General features: G+C 66.8%; 20 protein-coding genes. 10 read left to right on the forward strand and 10 right to left on the reverse strand.

Going from position 1 to position 19,923, the window contains the following annotated elements; translation table 11 throughout:
- Positions 1–12: 12 nt before the first annotated feature.
- Positions 13–477 (reverse strand): MarR family winged helix-turn-helix transcriptional regulator, encoded by a 465-nt coding sequence (locus FZ938_RS12535; protein ID WP_246457269.1) that lies wholly within the window; start codon positions 475–477, stop codon positions 13–15.
- Positions 478–743: 266 nt separating this feature from the next.
- On the opposite strand from FZ938_RS12535, the gene ilvD reads away from it, so the two are divergent.
- Positions 744–2,609, forward strand: coding sequence for a dihydroxy-acid dehydratase (ilvD, locus tag FZ938_RS12540; RefSeq protein ID WP_149198823.1), 1,866 nt, complete (start codon positions 744–746; stop codon positions 2,607–2,609).
- A 239-nt stretch (positions 2,610–2,848) separates the two neighbouring features.
- Positions 2,849–5,974: an ATP-binding protein gene (locus FZ938_RS12545; protein WP_149198824.1), complete on the forward strand. Its 3,126-nt coding sequence runs from the start codon at positions 2,849–2,851 to the stop codon at positions 5,972–5,974.
- Between the two features lie 45 nt (positions 5,975–6,019).
- On the opposite strand, the gene FZ938_RS12550 is transcribed toward FZ938_RS12545, so the two are convergent.
- Positions 6,020–6,310 carry a ribbon-helix-helix domain-containing protein gene (locus FZ938_RS12550; RefSeq protein ID WP_149198825.1) on the reverse strand — a complete coding sequence of 97 codons (291 nt, stop codon included), beginning with the start codon at positions 6,308–6,310 and terminating at the stop codon, positions 6,020–6,022.
- Between the two features lie 170 nt (positions 6,311–6,480).
- Between FZ938_RS12550 and FZ938_RS12555 the strand changes: the two genes are divergently transcribed.
- The 5 genes from FZ938_RS12555 to FZ938_RS12575 all read left to right on the forward strand — a co-directional run bounded on the left by FZ938_RS12555 (position 6,481) and on the right by FZ938_RS12575 (position 10,096).
- Positions 6,481–6,678 (forward strand): hypothetical protein, encoded by a 198-nt coding sequence (locus FZ938_RS12555; protein ID WP_149198826.1) that lies wholly within the window; start codon positions 6,481–6,483, stop codon positions 6,676–6,678.
- A gap of 121 nt (positions 6,679–6,799) precedes the next feature.
- Positions 6,800–8,071, forward strand: coding sequence for a YcaO-like family protein (locus FZ938_RS12560; RefSeq protein WP_149198827.1), 1,272 nt, complete (start codon positions 6,800–6,802; stop codon positions 8,069–8,071).
- Positions 8,068–8,820, forward strand: coding sequence for a TfuA-like protein (locus FZ938_RS12565; protein ID WP_149198828.1), 753 nt, complete (start codon positions 8,068–8,070; stop codon positions 8,818–8,820). The genes FZ938_RS12560 and FZ938_RS12565 overlap by 4 nt, the downstream gene beginning before the upstream one ends.
- A gap of 77 nt (positions 8,821–8,897) precedes the next feature.
- On the forward strand, positions 8,898–9,608 hold the full coding sequence (locus FZ938_RS12570; RefSeq protein WP_149198829.1) for a Crp/Fnr family transcriptional regulator: 711 nt from the start codon (positions 8,898–8,900) through the stop codon (positions 9,606–9,608).
- A gap of 107 nt (positions 9,609–9,715) precedes the next feature.
- Positions 9,716–10,096 carry a ribbon-helix-helix domain-containing protein gene (locus FZ938_RS12575; RefSeq protein WP_149198830.1) on the forward strand — a complete coding sequence of 127 codons (381 nt, stop codon included), beginning with the start codon at positions 9,716–9,718 and terminating at the stop codon, positions 10,094–10,096.
- A gap of 70 nt (positions 10,097–10,166) precedes the next feature.
- Here FZ938_RS12575 and FZ938_RS12580 read toward each other — a convergent pair whose 3' ends face one another.
- From FZ938_RS12580 to FZ938_RS12595, 4 genes are read right to left on the reverse strand one after another with little or no spacing between them, the layout of a single operon-like run.
- Positions 10,167–10,955: a 3-hydroxybutyrate dehydrogenase gene (locus FZ938_RS12580; protein WP_149198831.1), complete on the reverse strand. Its 789-nt coding sequence runs from the start codon at positions 10,953–10,955 to the stop codon at positions 10,167–10,169.
- A gap of 6 nt (positions 10,956–10,961) precedes the next feature.
- A complete protein-coding gene (locus tag FZ938_RS12585; RefSeq protein ID WP_149198832.1) occupies positions 10,962–11,615 on the reverse strand; it encodes a 3-oxoacid CoA-transferase subunit B in 654 nt (217 codons plus the stop codon).
- A gap of 17 nt (positions 11,616–11,632) precedes the next feature.
- Complete coding sequence (locus tag FZ938_RS12590; protein WP_149198833.1) at positions 11,633–12,292, reverse strand: CoA transferase subunit A; 660 nt, start codon at positions 12,290–12,292, stop codon at positions 11,633–11,635.
- Positions 12,293–12,294: 2 nt separating this feature from the next.
- On the reverse strand, positions 12,295–13,686 hold the full coding sequence (locus FZ938_RS12595) for a GntP family permease (protein ID WP_149198834.1): 1,392 nt from the start codon (positions 13,684–13,686) through the stop codon (positions 12,295–12,297).
- 432 nt (positions 13,687–14,118) lie between these two features.
- Between FZ938_RS12595 and FZ938_RS12600 the strand changes: the two genes are divergently transcribed.
- The gene (locus FZ938_RS12600) at positions 14,119–14,319 is read left to right on the forward strand and encodes a heavy-metal-associated domain-containing protein (RefSeq protein ID WP_149198835.1); all 201 of its coding nucleotides are present in this window, start codon (positions 14,119–14,121) and stop codon (positions 14,317–14,319) included.
- 90 nt (positions 14,320–14,409) lie between these two features.
- On the opposite strand, the gene hemP is transcribed toward FZ938_RS12600, so the two are convergent.
- From hemP to ftsE, 4 genes are all read right to left on the reverse strand, one after another.
- A complete protein-coding gene (hemP, locus tag FZ938_RS12605; protein ID WP_014189385.1) occupies positions 14,410–14,577 on the reverse strand; it encodes a hemin uptake protein HemP in 168 nt (55 codons plus the stop codon).
- A 138-nt stretch (positions 14,578–14,715) separates the two neighbouring features.
- On the reverse strand, positions 14,716–15,360 hold the full coding sequence (locus FZ938_RS12610) for a YdcF family protein (RefSeq protein WP_149198836.1): 645 nt from the start codon (positions 15,358–15,360) through the stop codon (positions 14,716–14,718).
- 10 nt (positions 15,361–15,370) lie between these two features.
- Positions 15,371–16,264, reverse strand: a complete 894-nt coding sequence (locus FZ938_RS12615) for a cell division protein FtsX (protein ID WP_149198837.1) — start codon at positions 16,262–16,264, stop codon at positions 15,371–15,373.
- Positions 16,265–16,268: 4 nt separating this feature from the next.
- Positions 16,269–16,988: a cell division ATP-binding protein FtsE gene (gene ftsE, locus FZ938_RS12620; RefSeq protein WP_149198838.1), complete on the reverse strand. Its 720-nt coding sequence runs from the start codon at positions 16,986–16,988 to the stop codon at positions 16,269–16,271.
- Positions 16,989–17,148: 160 nt separating this feature from the next.
- Between ftsE and FZ938_RS12625 the strand changes: the two genes are divergently transcribed.
- Positions 17,149–17,931, forward strand: coding sequence for a lysophospholipid acyltransferase family protein (locus FZ938_RS12625; RefSeq protein ID WP_149198839.1), 783 nt, complete (start codon positions 17,149–17,151; stop codon positions 17,929–17,931).
- A 126-nt stretch (positions 17,932–18,057) separates the two neighbouring features.
- A complete protein-coding gene (locus FZ938_RS12630) occupies positions 18,058–19,911 on the forward strand; it encodes a DUF2491 family protein (protein WP_246457270.1) in 1,854 nt (617 codons plus the stop codon).
- Positions 19,912–19,923: the final 12 nt, after the last annotated feature.

A 19,923-nucleotide genomic window follows, 5' to 3' on the forward strand; every position in this document is an offset into this window, starting at 1 on the left:
AAACGGAAAGCGTCAGGCCTTGGCGGCGATTTTCTCGGCAGCCGTCTTCTCGGCCGGTTCAGCCCGGCGGTCGGACAGGTTGGCGCGCATGTGGGCCAGCATCTCGACCAGCTTGGCCTCGGCATCGGACGGCAGACCGGCCAGCGCCTCCGCATAGATCCCGGTGGCGAGCGCCCGGCCCTGCTCCAGCACCGCATGCGCTTTCGGCGTCAGGTGCGGCAGGCGGGCACGCCGGTCGGTGGGGTCGGCACGACGCTCGATCCAGCCGCCCTCCTCCATGCGGTCGATCTGCCGGCAGAGCGTAATCGGTTCGATTTCCAGCAGATCGGCCAGAGCCGCCTGCTTGATCCCCTCGTTCCGCGCCAGCGTGGCGATCACCGACCATTGCGCGCGGGTCAGGCCGAGATGGCGGGCGCGCTGGTCGAAACGGACACGCATCATGCGCGCCGTATCGGTCAGGACTGCACCCAAGCTCATCGAATGGGGGCTTGCAGAGCGGGAATCGGCGGCGGAGGACATCGGCATATCATAAGCTTGCTTATCGGTTTCGATGAATTAATAAGCCTGCTTATCATCGGCAATCCTCGCGGCGTGCATGGCAGGGCCTCGCCGGCGTCGCGCCTCAGGCATGTGAGACAGGATCGCGCCTCTGGCGCGCGCGACAGGAGATTGCTAAGGTGCCCACCCGTTTCGTTCCATTCCTTTCGCCAACTCGCCCGAATCGACCAGCTGAGGACCGATCCATGCCGCACTACCGTTCCCGCACCTCCACCCACGGCCGCAACATGGCGGGCGCGCGCGGCCTGTGGCGGGCGACCGGCATGAAGGACGGCGATTTCGGCAAGCCGATCATCGCCATCGCCAATTCCTTCACCCAGTTCGTACCCGGACACGTCCACCTGAAGGATCTGGGCCAGCTGGTCGCCCGCGAGATCGAGAAGGCCGGCGGCGTGGCGAAGGAGTTCAACACCATCGCGGTGGATGACGGCATCGCCATGGGCCATGGCGGCATGCTGTACAGCCTGCCCTCGCGCGAGCTGATCGCCGACGCGGTGGAGTACATGGCGAACGCGCACTGCGCCGACGCGCTGGTCTGCATCTCCAACTGCGACAAGATCACGCCCGGCATGCTGATGGCCGCGATGCGCCTGAACATCCCGGCGGTCTTCGTCTCCGGCGGCCCGATGGAGGCCGGCAAGGTCAAGTGGCGCGGCAAGGTCAAGTCGGTCGACCTGATCGACGCCATGGTCGCCGCCGCCGACCCGACCGTCTCCGATGAAGAGGCGGCGGAGATGGAGCGCGGATCCTGCCCGACCTGCGGTTCCTGCTCCGGCATGTTCACCGCCAACTCGATGAACTGCCTGACCGAGGCGCTGGGCCTGTCGCTGCCCGGCAACGGCACCATCCTGGCGACCCACGCCGACCGCAAGGAACTGTTCCTCGCCGCCGGCCGCCTCGCCGTCGATCTCTGCCGCCGCTGGTATCAGGAGGAGGACGCCACCGCCCTGCCGCGCGGGATCGCCAGCAAGGCGGCGTTCGAGAATGCGATGACGCTCGACATCGCCATGGGCGGCTCGACCAACACCGTCCTGCACATCCTGGCCGCGGCGCAGGAAGGCGGCATCGACTTCACGATGGCCGACATCGACCGGCTGTCGCGCCACGTCCCCAACGTCTGCAAGGTCGCCCCGGCGGTGGCCGACGTCCATATCGAGGACGTGCACCGTGCCGGCGGCATCTTCGGCATCCTGGGCGAACTGGACCGCGCCGGCCTGTTGAACCGCGAAGCCCCCACCGTCCATGCTCCGACGCTGGGTGACGCGCTGGACCGTTGGGACGTGATGCGCACACAGGACCAGTCCGTCCACACCCTGTACCGGGCCGCCCCCGGCGGCATCCCGACCGTCGTGCCCTTCAGCCAGGAGCGCCGCTGGCCGGAGCTGGACCTCGACCGAGAGAAGGGCGTGATCCGCAAGGCCGAGAACGCCTTCAGCCAGGATGGCGGCCTCGCCGTGCTGTATGGCAACATCGCTGAGAACGGTTGCATCGTGAAGACGGCGGGCGTCGATGCCTCCAACCTCGTCTTCGCCGGGCCGGCCCGCGTGTTCGAGAGCCAGGACGACGCCGTCGCCGGCATTCTGGGCGACGTGGTCAAGGCGGGCGAGGTGGTGGTCATCCGCTACGAGGGTCCGCGCGGCGGCCCCGGCATGCAGGAAATGCTGTACCCGACCAGCTACCTGAAGTCGAAGGGGCTAGGCAAGGCCTGCGCACTGGTCACCGACGGCCGTTTCTCCGGCGGCACGTCGGGGCTTTCGATCGGCCATGTCTCGCCGGAAGCGGCGCAGGGCGGCGCCATCGGACTGGTGCAGGACGGCGACCGCATCGAGATCGACATCCCCAACCGCATCATCCGCCTCGCCGTCGATGACCAGGAGATGCAGCGCCGCCGCGATGCGATGAACGCCAAGGGTGTCGACGCCTGGAAGCCGGCCAGCCGCGACCGCGTGGTTTCCCCGGCGCTCCGCGCCTATGCCGCCTTGACGACCAGTGCCGACCGAGGCGCCGTGCGCGACGTGTCCCAGGTGGAGAATATCGCCGTCCGCCGCTGAGCCAGGTTGCCCCTGGCCAGCGTCAACCGCGGCCGAGTCCGGCACAGCGGATATTCATCACAAGTAACAATCAAGGCGCCGCGCAAGTCGCGGCGCTTTCTTTTTGCCCCGAATTACATACACCGATATGTTGGCTTCCGCCTGCGCGAAAATCTTAGGGCGATACATCGCTCGGATGTTCGCAAAATTCGAATTGCATGCTCTAATATGCCAACGCGAATTCCGCAAAGGGGGCGGACATGGCGGACACCATGTTGGGCACAGCGACGGACGAAGGCCGTCCTTGGCAGGAGGCATCACGCCTGCCGGGCGACAAGCCGCGCGAGCGCAAGGTGGTAACGGCGATGTTCGTCGACATCGTCCGCTCCTCCGCCATCGTGGCCGGTAGGGATCCGGAGGATGCGGACGACCTGCTCCTCTCCATTCTGGATCGCGTGACGGAGGCGGTGCCGCGTTTCGAAGGCACGGTGACGCAGATGCTGGGCGATGGTTTCCTGGCGACCTTCGGCGCCCCCGGCGCCAAGGAGGACCACGCCCTGCGCGCCTGCCTGGCTGCCCAGGACATCCTCAGCGCCACCCGTGATGAACATGGAAAGCCGCTTTTCCAGATCCGCATCGGCATCAGTTCCGGCGACGCCGTGACCCATGTGGTGACCAACGGCCTGTGGACCGACTATCGTGCCGTCGGTGAATGCGTGCACATGGCCGCCAAGCTGCAGCAGCGCGCCGCCCCCGACACCGCTCAGCTCAGCCGCGACACGCTAGACCTGATCCCGGTCGGCGTGACGGCGCGCCCGATGGGAAGCCTGCGTTTGTCCGACGAGGTGGAGCCGATGCCGGCCTTCCTGCTCGACGGAGCCCGCGCCGTTCGCCGCACCGCCACCGACCTGCTGTCCGCAACCGATGCCCCCTATGTCGGCCGCGAGCAGGAGGTGGCAACACTGTTCGCCATCACCGATTCGGTGGAGGCCGGGGCGTCGGCTCAGCTCCTGCTGCAGGGGGATGCCGGAATCGGCAAATCGCGGCTGGTGGGAGAGTTTCTGCGCGATCCGCGCAGCCGGCGCTGGACCCTTCTGCAATGGCCGCAGATGCCGATCCGCCGGCTGGCCGATCCCGACGACCTCGAAGCGGTGGCGCTGAGCCTGGCGGAGCAGGTGGCCGGCCGCGCCAGCGAGGAGGGTGTCGGCTGGGTTTGCGAGGCCGCGGGCCGCCGGTCCGGTTCGCTGGCGGGCGACGCCGTGCGGACGCTGTTCGGCCTGCCGGGGCTGGACCCGCTGTGGAGCGGACTTGACGCAGCGCAGCGTCTGTCGCTGGGCATCGAAGGTCTGGTGGGGGCGACGCTTGAACTGGCGGCTCCGGTCCCAATGCATGATGGCGCCGAGACCGATGGCGAGGGGATCGTGGGCCGGCCGCTGCTGGTCCTGGTGGAGGATGCGCATTGGGCGCGGCCGGTGATGGTGCGGCTGCTGGATCGGTTGGCGGAGGCGCTGCCGGGGTCCGGGTCGCGCCTGCTGCTGCTCGCCACCCGGCGACCGCCGCCGCTTGGACCGGAATCTCGGGAGCAGGGCTGGAACGGCCGGCCGGGCGGACGGCGCATGGAATTGGGCATGCTGTCGCCAGATCAGGTGCAGAGTTTCCTGGCCCATTGGCTGGGGCCGGACTGGTCGCTGGTGGAGTTGAAGGTCCAGGTCGCCACCCGCTGCCAGGGCGTTCCGCTTTATCTGGAAGAGGTTCTGCGCACGCTGGAGGCATCCAACGCCATTGAAGGTTCGCCGGGTTCCTACCGGCTGATCGACCCGCTGGTGGTCGACAAGCTGCCGCGCACGCTGCACGCGCTGCTGGGCGAGCGCATGGACCTGATGACGCTGGAGCGACGCCGGCTGCTGATGAACGCCGCCGTGATCGGCAACACCTTCGACGTCGGGCTGCTGCATGCGCTGACCCCTCTGTCGATGCCGATCCTGTCCGATACTCTGGCCTATCTGGAACGCGCCGGCTTCGTGCTGCGCACCCGCCTGCTGCCCAACCTGGAATATTCCTTCAAGCACGCGCTGATCCAGGAGGTCGCCTACGCCACCCTGACGAAGTCCGACCGCCGGGCGCTTCATGCCCGCGTGTTGGAGGCATTGCGCCACCGCCGCGACGCCGACCTGCCCAACCGCCTGGACCTGCTGGCCCACCACGCCTTCAAGGCGGAGAACTGGCCAGCCGCGCACCTGTTCGGCCGGCGTGCCGGTGTGCGAGCGGAACTGCGCTCCCGGTTGGAGGACGCGAGCCGGCATTACCGAAACGCCTTGGCCGCGCTTGACCGCTGCCCGGACACGACGCGCAATCGACTGCGGCGGATTGACGGCTCCATTGCGCTTGCGCGCGCCAATCTTCCGCGCGGACTCACAGACACTGCACATCCACTGGAACAGGCTCGGCAACTTTCACTAGCAATACCCGATGTGCGCCGCTACGCACGGGCCTCTTCGATGATGGCAGCAACGGAATGGGCGCATGGAAACATCGACCAAGCAATTCAGTACAGCGAGCAAGGTCTGGGAGCCGACAACGGCAAATTTGATCTGAACACCCGCGTTCAGCTTCTGGTTCGGTATGGCGGTGTTCTAGCCGAGAAAGGTCGTTTCAGTGATAGTTGCCGCATTCTCGGCGTGGCGCGCAAGATGCTCACAGGTGCTCAACCTAGGGACCGATTCGGGCTTGCCACCATCGGTGAGGTCGGAGTACTGGCAAACCTAGCTCGCAGTTTTGCTGAAATGGGCTGCGAGGCCGAGGCCAACTCCATTGCTTTAAGTGCGGTGGAAGCTGCCGAAGTTAGTGCACATAATTTTTCGAGACTATTCGCGCTCGAACACTTAGGCTTGGTGCATCTCCTGCTCGACAATCATGTCAATGCGCTACCTCACTTGGAGATGGCGCTGGAACTCTGCGGCACGACCAACTCAAAGCTCCACAGAGCCTTTCTTCTTGGCGCCTCAGGTTATGCACAAGTGCATTGCGGACGAATAGATGATGGCCTGAATTTACTTAAGGATTCCTTGCTTTCTGCTCGCAGCGAAGGCGGAAATGCTTACATTCACCAAGTTCATATCTGGTTTGGCGAGACGTGCTTGTTAACTGGTGACGTGTCGGCAGCCCTGCATCAAGCGCTTCTCGTACAGGATTCCGCGAAAAGAACCGGTAGAGATGGCTATCTTATAAAAGCACGCGCTCTTGAAGCTGAGGCTGCATTTGTCCAAAGTGGTGGAGCTGGCTACGCAGCTCAAATGCTGTCACAGGCAGAACAGGACGCACGCAATTTATTAATGTCCCGTGTTGCGGCGAGATGCACCAGACGCAAGAGAGAAATCGCCATTTAATGAATTCAAGGTCATAATGGAAAAAACACTGCTACGACCTACCAATCAGCGGCTTTCGGCTTGTCGGTAATAATCAAGAACGTAGTTGCGGATAGCACTTGTAAGTGGCGTGCCTGACGGCCGCAGTGCATCCACGTCTCGACAAAGCTCCTGAACAGGTCTGCGCTCTTTACGGGCAATATCGTCCAACCCGCTCCAAACCACAGCCTCCAAACGAAGGCGGGCGCGCCGATCAGGCAACGGAATGGTACGCGACACCATCGTAGGCCAAGTCATCAAGGCGCTGAGATCAATGATGCCAGGCATGTGATCAACGGCCTTCTTTTGAATGAACATGGGCCCACTCCTCCCGTGCGCTATGGGACAGCTTTGCGCGCGGCACAACTCTGTCTGCTCATCTGTCTAGCCCCGGATGCGAAACCGGCACTGTGAAGTTTTTCACAGCCGAACATCCCTTCGAATGTGAAGAGTTCGCCCATTCACCACACACTTGAAGGAGAAGCTTCATGAACGTTTCGATCTCCCAGGCTTCGATGATCCGCGGCGCCGACGGCCGTCTGTATGCCGTGACCGCCCATGGCGTGTCGGAAGTCGCCGACAGCGCCATCGCCACCGCCCGCACCCACATCCGTTCCGGTGACCGCGCCGGCTTCCAGTCCTCCGACCATGAAGCTGCCCGCATCCTGATCACCCCGGGCGCCTGATCGGGTTCCCGGTTCCGGTTCTTCGGACCGTGGCCACCAGCGCCGCTTCAGGTGCTGACCGGCCACGGACCCGGGAACGGGACGCGCCCTCTCGATTCTCCTCCGCCTCGGACAAGCCGCGATGCCCTTCGATCTGCTCGATGTCAAAGCCTCCGTTTCGGATGCGGTGAAGGCCCACACGGTCGGCACCCACCGGGTCATGGCGCCCGAACAGACCCTGGCACGGGTCGCCCCGTTCCTGCCGATCATGGGGATCACCCGGGTCGCCAACGTCACCGGACTGGATGCCGTCGGCATTCCGGTGGTGATGGTGACGCGGCCGAACTCGCGCTCCATCTCGGTGTCGCAGGGCAAGGGAGTGACGCTCGCCGCCGCCAAGGCGTCGGGGGTCATGGAGTCGATCGAGAGCTATCACGCCGAACGCATCACCCTGCCGCTGAAGTTCGCCAGCTTCGAGGAGCTGCGCTGGACCCACCCGGTGGTGGACGTCGACCGCCTGCCCCGGCTGTCGACCGGCAGCTTCAACCCCAACAGCCCCATCCTGTGGATCGAGGGGCAGGATTTGCTGAACGGCGGCCCGAAATGGGTTCCGTTCGAGATGGTCCACCTGAATTTCACCGTGCCGATGGCCCCCGGCCACGGCGCCTTCCTGGCCGGCTCCAACGGGCTGGCGTCGGGCAACCACAAGGTGGAGGCGATCAGCCACGCCGTCACCGAACTGGTGGAGCGCGACGCGACCACCCTGTGGCGCCTGCAGGATCCAATTGGCCAAGCGACGACCCGCATCGACCTTGACAGCATCGACGATCCGGTCTGCCGCTCGCTGATCGACCGGTTCGAAGCATCCGGCGTCGCCGTCGGCGTGTGGGAGACCACCAGCGACGTCGGCTTGCCCGCTTTCCTCTGCCGCATCGTCGAGCGCGAGGAGATGCCCCAGCACTCCATCCGCCCGGCCACCGGCATGGGTTGCCATGCGGCGCGCGAGATCGCCCTGTCCCGCGCCCTGACAGAGGCGGCGCAGAGCCGCCTGACCTTCATCGCCGGCGCCCGCGACGACATGCCCCGCGCCGAGTATGAGCGCCACCTCGACCCTGCCCATCACGCCCGCTGGAAGGCCATGATCGTGGAGGGCGCCGGCCGGCGCTCCTTCCACCATTGTCCGACCAGCACCGCCCCCACCATCGAGGCCGACCTCGCCCACCAGCTCGACCGGCTGCGCGCCGTCGGCATCGAGGAGGCGGTGGCGGTCGACCTGACCAAGCCGGAATTCGGCATCCCCGTCGTGCGCGTCGTTGTGCCGGGGTTGGAGGGTGCCGACGAATCCCCCGATTACCTGCTGGGCGAACGCGGCCTGCGCGTGCTCGGCGCCCAAGCCATGGAGAAGGCGGCATGAGCGGCGTCTATGTCTTTCTCGGCCCCACCCTTCCGCGTGAGGACGCGGCGCGGGAGCTGGACGCCACCTATCTGCCGCCGGTCGCCCAGGGCGACGTTCTGCGGCTGTGCGCGGAAAAGCCTGCGGCCATCGGCATCATCGACGGTTTCTTCGAAAGCGTGCCGTCGGTCTGGCACAAGGAAATCCTCTATGCCATCCATGCCGGCATCCCGGTGTTCGGCGCCTCCAGCATGGGGGCGCTGCGCGCGGCGGAGCTGTATCCCTTCGGCATGATCGGCGTCGGCGCCATCTTCGAGGCGTTCCGCGACGGCCGGCTGGAGGATGACGACGAGGTGGCGGTGATCCACGGCCCGGCCGAGCTGGGCTACACCTCCCTGTCGGAGGCGATGGTCAACATCCGCCGCACCCTGTCCGACGCGGTGGCCGACCGGGTGCTGACCGCCGAGACGGCCCTGCGCCTGGAATCCATCGCCAAGGAACTGCCCTACCGCGAGCGCGGCTTCGGCCGGATGCTGCGGCTGGGCGGCGATATCGGCCTGCCGGCGTTGGAATTGGCGGCGTTCCGCAGTTGGTTGCCGCAGGGTCGGTTCGATCAGAAGCGCGAGGATGCCAAGGCGATGCTGCGCACCATGGCCCGGCGGCTGGGCCGTCCGACGGGTGACGATGCGGCGCCGGAGGCCCGTTTTCACTTCGAGCGCACCGTCCTTTGGGAACGTGCCCTGCGCGACGCGGCTCCGCTCGCGATGTAAGGGCGTATCCGCTAGACTGATCGCGCCGGGGTGGCGATGACCGCCAGCCCGGCGCGAAACTGTGCCTGGACGGATGGATGAACGCGCCGATGGATATTGCGGCGGTACTGAGGCGCAACCGGCTGCTCGGGGAACTTGATGCCGGGCAGATGGCGGAAATGCTGACGCTGGGCCGCATCGCCCGCTTCGATGCCGACCAGATCATCTTCGACAAGGGGGACCCCGGCGACAGCCTGTTCGCCGTGTTGAAGGGGCAGATCGCCATCCGCACTTCCTCGGCGGACGGCAAGACGATGCTGCTGAACATCCTGGAAGCCGGTGATGTCCTGGGCGAGATCGGCCTGATCGACGGGCGGGAACGCACGGCCGCCGCGATCGCCCTGCGGCCGGTCGAGCTTTACCGCATCGACCGTGCCGACTTCATCCCCTTCCTGGAACGCCATCCGCGCCTGTGCACCCGCATGATGGTCGTGCTGTGCGACCGGCTGCGCTGGGTATCGGAAAACATCGAGGACGCGGTCTTCCACGACGTGCCGCGCCGGCTTGCCCGCCGGCTGCTGCTGCTGTCGGACAGCTATGGGCAGCAGACTTCTGCCGGCCTGCGGCTGACCCTGCCGCTGTCGCAGGAAGCCCTGGCCAACATGCTGGGCGTCACCCGTGAAATGGTGAACAAGTGCCTCGGCGCCCTGCGAAAGGCAGGAGTGGTGACATATGCCAAAGGTTTTATCGTCATCAATGATCTGGCATTGCTAAAGGACATGGCCGGTGACCCCGAACGGGTTCCCTAGGGGGAATCCTTACCTGCCTAAAGTTTTGTTCCCAAAATGGGTTGTGGTCGCGTTATAGTGTGCATGCGTTGGGGGCAATCGCACGGGTAGCACGAGGGCTTAAGAGCATGTCGAGCGAAGGGAATAACAAATCTCGCGTCGATCAATTTACGGGCGTCGCTTCACTGACGTCCCGCACGCTCAAATTGTCCGGGCGCGATGTCACGATCCGATTGGAGCCGTCTTATTGGGAAGGGCTCGAAGAAATCTGCCGTCGGGAGGATCTGACGGTGGACGAACTCTGCTACGACGTCCGTGACCGCATGGAGCAGCAGAGCCGCCGCTCTTCCCAGGCCGGCGTGTCGCTTGCCAATGCCTTGCGTGTGTTCGTCGTCGGCTATTTCCGGCAGGCGGCGACCGAACGCGGCCATGCGCGTGCCGGTCATGGCCAGGGCCGCCCCTTCATCGCGACACCCTTCGACATCATCCCGGTCACCAGCGACAGCTGACACCTGAAAAAAGCCGGGACTCTTGGGGACAGGCCTATCGACCCGCCCCCAATGCGTTACGCCGCCCGTCTTATTGGGCGGTCCAGCCGCCATCCATCGTCAGGGCCGCACCCCGCATGTTGCCGGCGGCCTCCGAGCACAGGAACACCGCCAGTTCGCCCAGTTGTTCCGGCGTGACGAAGGACTTGGACGGCTGCTTTTCGCTCAGCAGTTCGCGCCCGGCCTCTTCCACCGACAGGTTGCGCGAGGCGGCCAGCGCATCGATCTGCTTTTGCACCAGCGGGGTCAGCACCCAGCCTGGGCAGATGGCGTTGCAGGTGATGTTGGTCTCCGCCAGTTCCAGGGCCGTCACCTTGGTCAGGCCGATCACGCCATGCTTGGCGGCCACATAGGCCGACTTGTTGACCGACGCCACCAGCCCGTGCACCGACGCGATGTTGATGACGCGGCCCCAGCCGCGCGCCTTCATGCCCGGCAATGCCGCACGGGTGCCGTGGAAGACGGCCGACAGGTTGATGGCGATCACCGCGTCCCAGCGTTCCACCGGGAAGGCATCGACCGGCGCCACATGCTGGATGCCGGCATTGTTGACCAGCACGTCCAGCCGGCCATAGGCCGCTTCGGCGGCGGCGACCATCGCCTCGATCTCCTCCGGCTTGGACATGTCGGCGCCGTTGTGGGCGACGCGCACGCCGAACTCCGTCGAGAGCGACCGGCACAGCTCGGCGATGTAGCCGGCATCGCCGAAGCCGTTCAGCATCAGGTCGGCGCCCTGGCCCGCAAGCTGCCGTGCGATCCCAAGGCCGATCCCGCTGGTGGACCCAGTAACGAGCGCGGCCTTCCCCTTCAGATTGGTCATTCTTCTTTATCCTTCGATCGGCATGGAACGGAGGTCCGGAGCGACGATCAACTCGCACCCGGTGTTGGCGATCACCTGCTCCACCGTGACACCGGGGGCGGTTTCCTTCAAGACGAGCCCGGCGTCGGTCGGCTCGATGACGGCGAGGTCGGTCACCACCAGATCGACCCGGCGGACCGAGGTCAGCGGCAGGGCGCAACGCTCGACGATCTTCGCCTCGCCCTTGGCGCTGTGCTGCATGGCGACGATCACCCGGCGGGCGCCGGTGACCAGGTCCATCGCCCCGCCCATGCCCGGCACCATCTTGCCCGGCACCATCCAGTTGGCGAGCCGCCCCTCGCGGTCCACCTGCAGGCCGCCCAGCACGGTGACGTCCAGATGGCCGCCGCGGATCAGCCCGAACGAGAGGGCGCTGTCGAAGGACGCCGCCCCCGGCAGGGCCGAGATGGGCGAGCCGCCGGCGTCGGTCAGGTCGTGGTTCTCCGCGCCGGTGATCGGGCCGGACATGCCGACGATTCCGTTCTCCGATTGGAAGAACACGTGGCGTCCGGCGGGGACATAGCGGGCGACCAGGGTCGGCAGGCCGATGCCCAGGTTGACGAGGTCGCCGTCCTTCAGTTCCAGCGCGACGCGCTTGGCGATCAGGGTCTTTTCATCCATGGCTCGATACTCCCCGATCAGCGCGGCTTGGAGGTGACGATGTGGTCGACCAGCACCGACGGCGTCATCACGGCGTCGGGCGGGATGCAGCCGACGGGCAGGATGTCCTCGGCCTCGGCGATGACGGTGGCGCCGGCCATCGCCATCAGCGGGTTGAAGTTGCGGGCGGTCAGAGCGTAGGTCAGGTTGCCGTACAGATCAGCCTGCTTGGCGGCGACCAATGCGAAGTCGGCCTTGATCGGCATTTCCAGCAGATAGGTCACGCCGTCGATCTCGACCTTGCGCTTGCCTTCCTCCACCGTGGTGCCGACGCCGGTGGGGGTCAGCACGCCGCCCAGCCCGACGCCGCCGGCACGGATGCGCTCTGCCAGCGTGCCCTGCGGCACCAGTTCCACCTCGATGTCGCCGGCGATCATCTGCTTCTGCGTCTCGGGGTTCAGGCCGATGTGGCTGGTGACAACGCGGCGCACCAGCTTCTCCACCACCAGCTTGCCCAGCCCGTTGTTGGGCCGGGCGGTGTCGTTGGCGATGATGGTCAGGTCGCGCTTGCCCTGGCGGATCAGTTCGTCCACCAGCCGGTTGGGGCCACCGACGGCCATGAAACCGCCGATCAGCAGGGAAGCGCCGTCGGGAATGCGCGTGACGGCCTCTTCCAGGGAAACGAGTTTGTTCTTCATGATCAGACGATCCCGGTCAGGTAGTAGACGGCGATCACGAAGAAGACCGCCAGCGTCTTGATGCAGGTGACGGCGAAGATGTCGCCATAGGACTGCCGGTGCGTCAGCCCGGTGACGCCCAGCAAGGTGATGACGGCACCGTTGTGCGGCAAGGTGTCCATACCGCCGCTGGCCATCGAGGCAACGCGGTGCAGCACCTCCATCGGGATGCCGGCGGCATTGGCGGCGGTGATGAACTGGTCGGCCATGGCGGCCAGCGCGATGCTCATGCCGCCGGACGCCGACCCTGTGATGCCCGCCAGGGCGGTGACGGTCACCGCCTCGTTCACCAGCGGGTTGGGGATGGCTGACAGCGCATCGCGGATCACCAGGAAGCCCGGCAGCGCCGCGATCACCGCGCCGAAGCCGTATTCCGACGCCGTGTTCATCGAGGCCAGCAGCGACCCGCCGATGGCGGCCTTCGTGCCCTCGGCGAAGCGCTGGGACACCGGCTTCCAGGCGAAGGCCAGCACCAGCAGGATGCCGCAGAGCAGCGCCCCTTCCACCGCCCAGATGCCGGCGACGGCGGAGACCTGCGTCACCAGCGGCTTGGCGCCGGGGGTCAGCGCCACCTCGCTGGTGGCGCCGTAAATGCCGGGAATCGCCATGGTGAACAGCTTGTTCAGCATGCCGACGGCGACCAGCGGTGACAGCGCCAGGATCGGATTCGGCAGCAGTTCGGACGCCACCGGCTCCGGCTCGTTGGTGTGGCCGGCCCCATAGCCCTCACCGCGCGCGATGGCAGAGCGCACCCGCCACTCCAGGTAGATCAGCCCCAGCGTCAGGATGAAGACCGAGCCGATCAGGCCCAGCCAGGGAGCGGCATAGGCGTCAGTCTTGAAGAAGGTGGTGGGGATGATGTTCTGGATCTGCGGTGTGCCCGGCAGCGCATCCATGGTGACGGTGAAGGCGCCCAGCGCGATCACGCCGGGGATCAGGCGCTTGGGAATGTCGCCCTGCCGGAACATCTCCGCCGCGAAGGGATAGACGGCGAAAACCACGACGAACAGCGACACGCCGCCATAGGTCAGCAGCAGGCAGACCAGGACGATGGAGGTCACCGCACGCTCGCGCCCGACCAGCTTGATGACGGCGGAGACGATCGACTTGGAGAAGCCGGACAGTTCGATCACCTTGCCGAACACCGCGCCCAGCAGGAAGACCGGGAAGTACAGCTTCACGAAGCCGACCATCTTGTCCATGAACAGGCCGGTGAAGACCGGCGGCACGGCGGACGGATCGGTCAGCAGCACCGCCGCCAGCGCCGCCACCGGCGCGAAGAGGATGACGCTGAAGCCCCGGTAGGCGACCAGCATGAGGAACGCGAGCGCTCCCAAGCAGATCAGGAAACTCATTTGGACGATGCTCCCTCGGTGGTTCTTTTCGGATGGCCGACGTCTTGGATGTCGGTTCCGGGCATTGCGGCTGAGACAGCCGGCGCAGCCTCTCGTGGTGGACCCGGCTACGGGTACATGCATCGATATGAGCAAGGGTCATGCCACCAGCAGGGAGCACAGTCGTCGCAGGCGAAACCTTTGACACCGCTGACTTTTTGCACTGCACACAAAACTGCAAGCCAAGTTTTATGTCTCACATTGGAGACTAATCGCAGGCAAAAAATCTCCTATTTGAGATTTCGTCTCACTTTCCAGACAGCGATGGCGGCGTGAAACGATCCCAGCGGCCGGCAGTTGAGCGGGCCAATGGAATGCCGCTTGACCTTCCAATCGCTGGAAGGCGCAGCCTGTCCCAATCGGGTATCACACGCCGTCGAAGGGAGAAGACCCATGCTGACATTGAAGGTTTCCGGAATGACCTGCGGCCACTGCGCCCAGACCGTGACCAAGGCCGTGGAAGCCGTTCCTGCCGTGGATCGTGCGCTGGTTGATCTGAAGGCCGGCGAGGTTGCCATCGAAGGCAACGCCGACGAATCCGTCATCCGGCAAGCCATCGAGGATGCCGGCTATGAGGTGCAGGGCCGGGCGTAAAGCGTCGGCGGCACAAGAAAATGGGCGCCGGACCATGCGGTCGGCGCCCATTCTCGGTGACGTTTTCCCGGAAGGTTCGTTGAAGGTCTTTTATTTGGTCAGGATCAGCTTGTTGGCGCGGGTCACGCGCAGGCGGTAGCTCTGTCCGGCGTGCTGGATCACGATCTCGCGGCTGCCCGACATCAGACGGGCGGACTCGACCACCGGCAGGGACGCGGCGATGAAGGAAGCGGGAGCAGAGACGGCGATGTCGTGCATGGCGTGTCTTTCTTGCTGGACGGACGTTGCGGTCGGCGATGTCCGGGCGTGAACCCTGAACCGGACCCTACCCTCGCTCGACCTTAATTGCAAGTCATTCTCATTCGCTTTCAGGGTGCTCCGATCCGATCGCCCCGGTCAGTCCCGAACCATGCTGCGGACCATCCAGCGCAGGCCCACCACCAGCAGCTTGTTGTATTCGTTGACCAGCAGGTTGGCGGTGCCGGGCCACATCCACCAATCGTCCAGATGGACGGTGGGAGCGACGACGGGATGGGGGACCAGTTCCACGTCGGGCATCGCCATCGCCAGTTCCAGCATGCTGCGGCGCATGTGATAGTTGGCCGTCACCAAACGAAGCGACCGGAACCCCTGGTCGCGCATCCAGTCCGCCGTCTCATAGGCGTTGCCGATGGTGCTGTCGGCGGAATAGCCCAATGTGATGCAGCATTCCATCTCGGTCGGGGAATGGCGGGAGAGCTTCAGCAGTTCCTGCACCTCCACCCCGTCATAGACGCCGGACACGAACAGCTTCTTCGCCCGCCCGGCGGCCAGCAACTCCAGCCCGGTGACCAGCCGGTTGCTGCCGCCGGTCAGCACGACGATGGCGTCGGTCGGCCGTTGGGCATCGGCGCCGGTGGGGGGCGAGCGCGGCACGTCGGCCGCATACCAGAACAGACCGGCCAGCCAGGCAACCGCCAGCACCAGCGCGCCGGTCAACAGATGGCCGATCGCCCGCGCCATCACCCCGCTGCCGCGCTGCCGGTGGTGGGTGAGGCTCATCGCGACCCCGTCACGGCATCGACTCCAGCGTGCGCAGCACGGTCCAGCGCGCGGTCGCCAGCGCCAGCAGGGCAAGCGCCGCCGGCACCAGCAGCAGAACCACCCATTGCCAGGGCTCCAGCGCCAGATCCGGCAGCAGGCTGGCCCGCAGGCCCTGGGAGGCGCGGTGCAGCCCATACATGGTGCCGCCGGCCAGCAGCAGACCGATCCCGCCGCCGCGCAGGCTCAGGGACACCACGTGACGCTCGAACTGGCGGGAGACATAGCGGTCTGTGGCGCCCATCAGATGCAGCAGTTCCACCACCGGCCGATGGATGGCAAGACCGGTGCGCACCGCGAAGACCACGGTCATCACCGCCGCCGCCCCGATCAGCACCACCACGCCCAGCGCCGCCAGCCGGATCGCCCCGGCGAAGGAGCGCAGGTCGGCCAGCCACACCGCATGGTCGTCCAGCGTCGCCCCCGGCGCTGCCGAGGCTAAGCGCAGGCGCAGGCCCGCGATGTCGACCGGCCCGTCGGCGACGACGTCGATCATCCGCGGCATCGGCAGCAGCGGGTCCGACGCCCCCGATCCCAGCCAGGGCTCCAGCAGCCGGGCGATCTCGCCCCCGCTCAGCAGGGTCGCCGACCCGATCCCGGGGGTGGAACGCAGCACGGTCAACGCCGCCTCCGCCCGCTCGTCCAGTGGCGCCACGGGAGCGCCCGGCATCGGCGCCACCTGCACGGTCAGCCCGCCGGCCAGCCCGCTGTCCCAGCGTTGCGCCATGTCCGAAACCAGCATGGCGCCGGCCAGCGCCAGAGCCGCCAGGAACGCCATCAGCGCGGTGATCCAGCCGAGAAAGCGCGAGGAGGGATCGACCGCCAGCGGCAGGTCGGAACGGGGACGCACGGGGCGAAGCGCCATGCCGCTACTCCCACGCCGAGTCGTTGGCCCGCGCATCCTTGGCGCGGAGCTCAACGCGGCCGCGCGCCGGCAGCACCATCAGGCGGCCATTGTCGAGATGCAGGCGCGGATGGTCGAAACGGCGGATCAGCGCCTCGTTGTGGGTGGCGATCACCACGGTGGTTCCCAGCTTGTACAGTTCCTCGAACAGATAGAGCAGCCGCATGCCGATGCCGTCGTCGACGTTGCCGGTGGGCTCGTCGGCCAGCAGCAGCCGCGGCCGGTTGATGACGGACCGGGCGATGGCGACCCGCTGCTTCTGCCCACCCGACAGGGTCGACGGCTTGGCGTGCAGGTGGTTGCCCAACCCCACCCAGCGCAGGATCTCGCTGCAATGGGCGACCACGTCGGCCTCCGGCGTACCGGCCATGCGCAGCGGCAGCGCGACATTGTCCAGCGCCGACAGATGGTCGAGCAACGCGAAATCCTGGAACACCACGCCGATCTGCCGGCGCAGTTCCGGCAGGTCGCGGCGGGTCACCATCGCCATGTCGCGGCCGAACAGGGTGACCAGCCCGCGCGAGGGCCGGTGGGCCAGATACATCAGCTTCAGCAGCGACGATTTGCCCGCCCCGCTGGCGCCGGTCAGGAAATGGAAGGATCCCGGCTGAAGGGTAAAGCTGATGTCGCGCAGCACCTCCGCCTCGGTGCCGTACCGCAAGCCGACATTCTCGAAACGAATCACGATCCCACCACAGCTCGCCATCCCCTCCACGCCGGGGACAATGCACCCGGCCGGGGGCGGAGTCCACCCCGCCCCGCAACCTGCCGCGATGCCCCCCTGTCCCCTCTCTGGCCACGCGGAATACTTGAGAAGTCGGCGAAGACCTGACAAGTTGCCGGCCATGATCTGGATCCGGTCCCTTGCCTTCAACATCGCGTTCCATCTCTGGACCGCGCTGATGTGCTTCGCCCTGCTGTGGATGCTGCTGCTGCCGCGTCCGCAGATGGTCGCGGTCGTGAAATGGTATCTGCGCACGGTCGGCTGGCTGGAGCGCACGCTCGTCGGCATCCGCTACGAGGTGCGCGGGCGCGAGAACCTGCCCGACGGTCCTTTCCTGCTGGCGGCCAAGCACCAGTCGGCCTGGGAGACGATGAAGCTCCACCTGCTGGTGAAGGATCCCGCGATCATCCTGAAGCGCGAGCTGATGTGGATCCCGATCTGGGGCTGGTACGCCGCCAAGGCCAAGATGATCCCGGTCGACCGTGGCGCCGGCGGGGCGGCGATCAAGTCGCTGATCCGCAACTCGCGCCCGGTGCGGGACGAGGGCCGCCCGATCGTGATCTTCCCGCAGGGCACCCGCGTCGCGCCGGGCACCTACCGGCCCTACCGCATCGGCGTCGGCGTGCTTTACGACAGCCTGGGCATTCCCATCGTGCCGATGGCGCTGAATGCCGGGCTCTATTGGCCGCGTCACAGCTTCCTGAAGCGCCCCGGCACGGTGGTGGTGGAATTCCTGCCGCCGATCATGCCCGGACGCCCGCGCGCCGAGGCGATGCGCGACCTGGAGGAGCGGCTGGAGGCCGCGAGCGACCGTCTCGTCACCGCCGCCGGCGGCCCACCGACCCTGCGCCCGTCGCAGCCGGAACCGGAACGGGACAAGCGCACGGTGACCGCCGTTTCGTAAAGGCGGCCGCCAACAACGGGCCACGACGGTTAATTCCTTGAGCACGGCCGCGTATCTGCCTACGCTCGCGCAACGAATCGCCGGAAGGGCCGGTTGAACCGGCTCCGGATGACGCGCGAGAGGAAGATGACGCAAACCGAGAAGCCCCAAAGGCCCACCCGGCGTCAGGACCGCTGGACGGGCCGATGGCGTGCCGCCGCCGTCGCCCTTCTGATGACGGTGCAGCCGCTGTCGGTCCCCGTCGGCGCAATCCTCACCGCTCCCGCGGCCCCAGCTCCGCTTGCCATCGCCGCCTCCGTTGCAGCCATCACCCTGGCGCCGGCGGAGGCCGAGGCCCGCGCGGGCTCCAGCAGCCGGTCGTCGGGTGGCTATTCCCGGCCGTCGCGCACCCCGTCGGTCGGCGGCGGCAGCGGCGGCTACACCCGCCCCTCCGCCCCGCGCACGCCCTCCACAGGAAGCGGCGGCGGCTGGTTCTCCGGCGGTTCTTCCAATTCCAGCGGCGGCTATGCCCGGCCGGGCAACAGCGCCCCGCCGGTCGCCGCCCCGCCCAGCTCGGCCGGTGACCGCAGCTTCAGCCAGCAGGGCTCGGCGGATGCGCTGAACCGCTATCGCACCCGGCAGGAGAGCGACCGCACGCCGCCGGCCCAGCCAAGCGCTCCGCCGCCCGCCGCCTCCACCCAGGGCCGCAGCAACGGCTCCAGCGGATCGGGCTGGGGGTGGGGCTGGGGATCGGGCGGATCCTCCTACCGCACCCCGTCCACCCGGCCGGCCCCCGCCAACCGCTATGGCGGTTACGGCTGGAGCCCGCCGCCCTACGCCTACAGCGCGCCGCGCCGTTTCGGCATCTGGGACGGGCTGTTCCTGTGGTTCATGCTCGACACGCTGACCCGGCCGGGCCACGCGGCCTTCTTCCACAACAATGCCGACGACCCCGGCTATCGCGAATGGCGGCAGGAGGCCGACCGGCTGGCCCGCGACAATGCGGAGCTGCGCGCCAAGCTGGACCAGCTCGACCAGTCGGTGGCCGCCCAGGCCGGAACCCCGCGCGAGGCGGGGCAGCTGCCGCCCGACGTGCCTGCGGATCTGGCCCGCGCCGACTCCGCCAGTTCGGTGGACAGCGCCAGCGCGGCGCAGGCCCCAGGCGACGTCGGTGGCGGATCCGGCGGCCACGGCTTCTGGTGGTGGGGCCTGCTGCTGCTCGGCGTCGCGGTGCTGTTCCTGCTGTGGCGGGCGCGGCGCCGGATGGATTCGCCACCCAAATCGGGTCCAGTCTCCAACAGCCCTGTTTCCAAGGGCTCTGGCTCCAAGGGAGGATCGGACGTGCCCCTGTTCGGAACGATCGGCAATTACGTGAACCAGAAGCTCAGCGGCAAGGCCTACAGCCCGTCGCTGTTCCGGCTGGGCATGACCGTCACCATCGACCCCACCCCCTTCCTGCTGGCGGAGGGCGCCACCAAGGTCAAGGCGCCGGACACCGGCACCGACCGGCTGGTGTCGATCGAGGCGGTCGGCACCGTCACCTCCGGCCCGGCGACCGTCTATCGCCTGCATCTTCCGGGCGGCGGCTTCTTCCAGATCCATCTCGGCCCCGACGGGCAGCCGGACGAGTGCCGCTATTTCACCCCGATCGACAGCGTCACCCCGTCCGACGAGGGCGAGTGGGGGTTCTGGCTGGACGATGCGGAGGGAATGATCGGCTGGCCGGAGTTCCAGACCAAGGACGGCAAGCTCTATCCCCGCATCTGGCAGCCGGGCGCCAGCCGCATCCAGCCCTTCACCCTCAGCGAGGCGCGCCAGACCCTGCGCGGGACCGAGACGGTGGTCAGCCAGTCGATGCTGTACGGCGCCGCCACCGGCGCCGCGTCCCCCGCGCCCGCCACCGAATACATCCTGGTGGAGGCGGTGGAGCGGTCCGGCCGCGCGTCGGTCGAGATCGCCGCCGGCATCGACGTGAATCCCACCTCCCTCTCCCTGTCCTAACCCACACGACAA

It is taken from the genome of Azospirillum oryzae (assembly GCF_008364795.1).
Lineage (GTDB): Bacteria > Pseudomonadota > Alphaproteobacteria > Azospirillales > Azospirillaceae > Azospirillum > Azospirillum oryzae.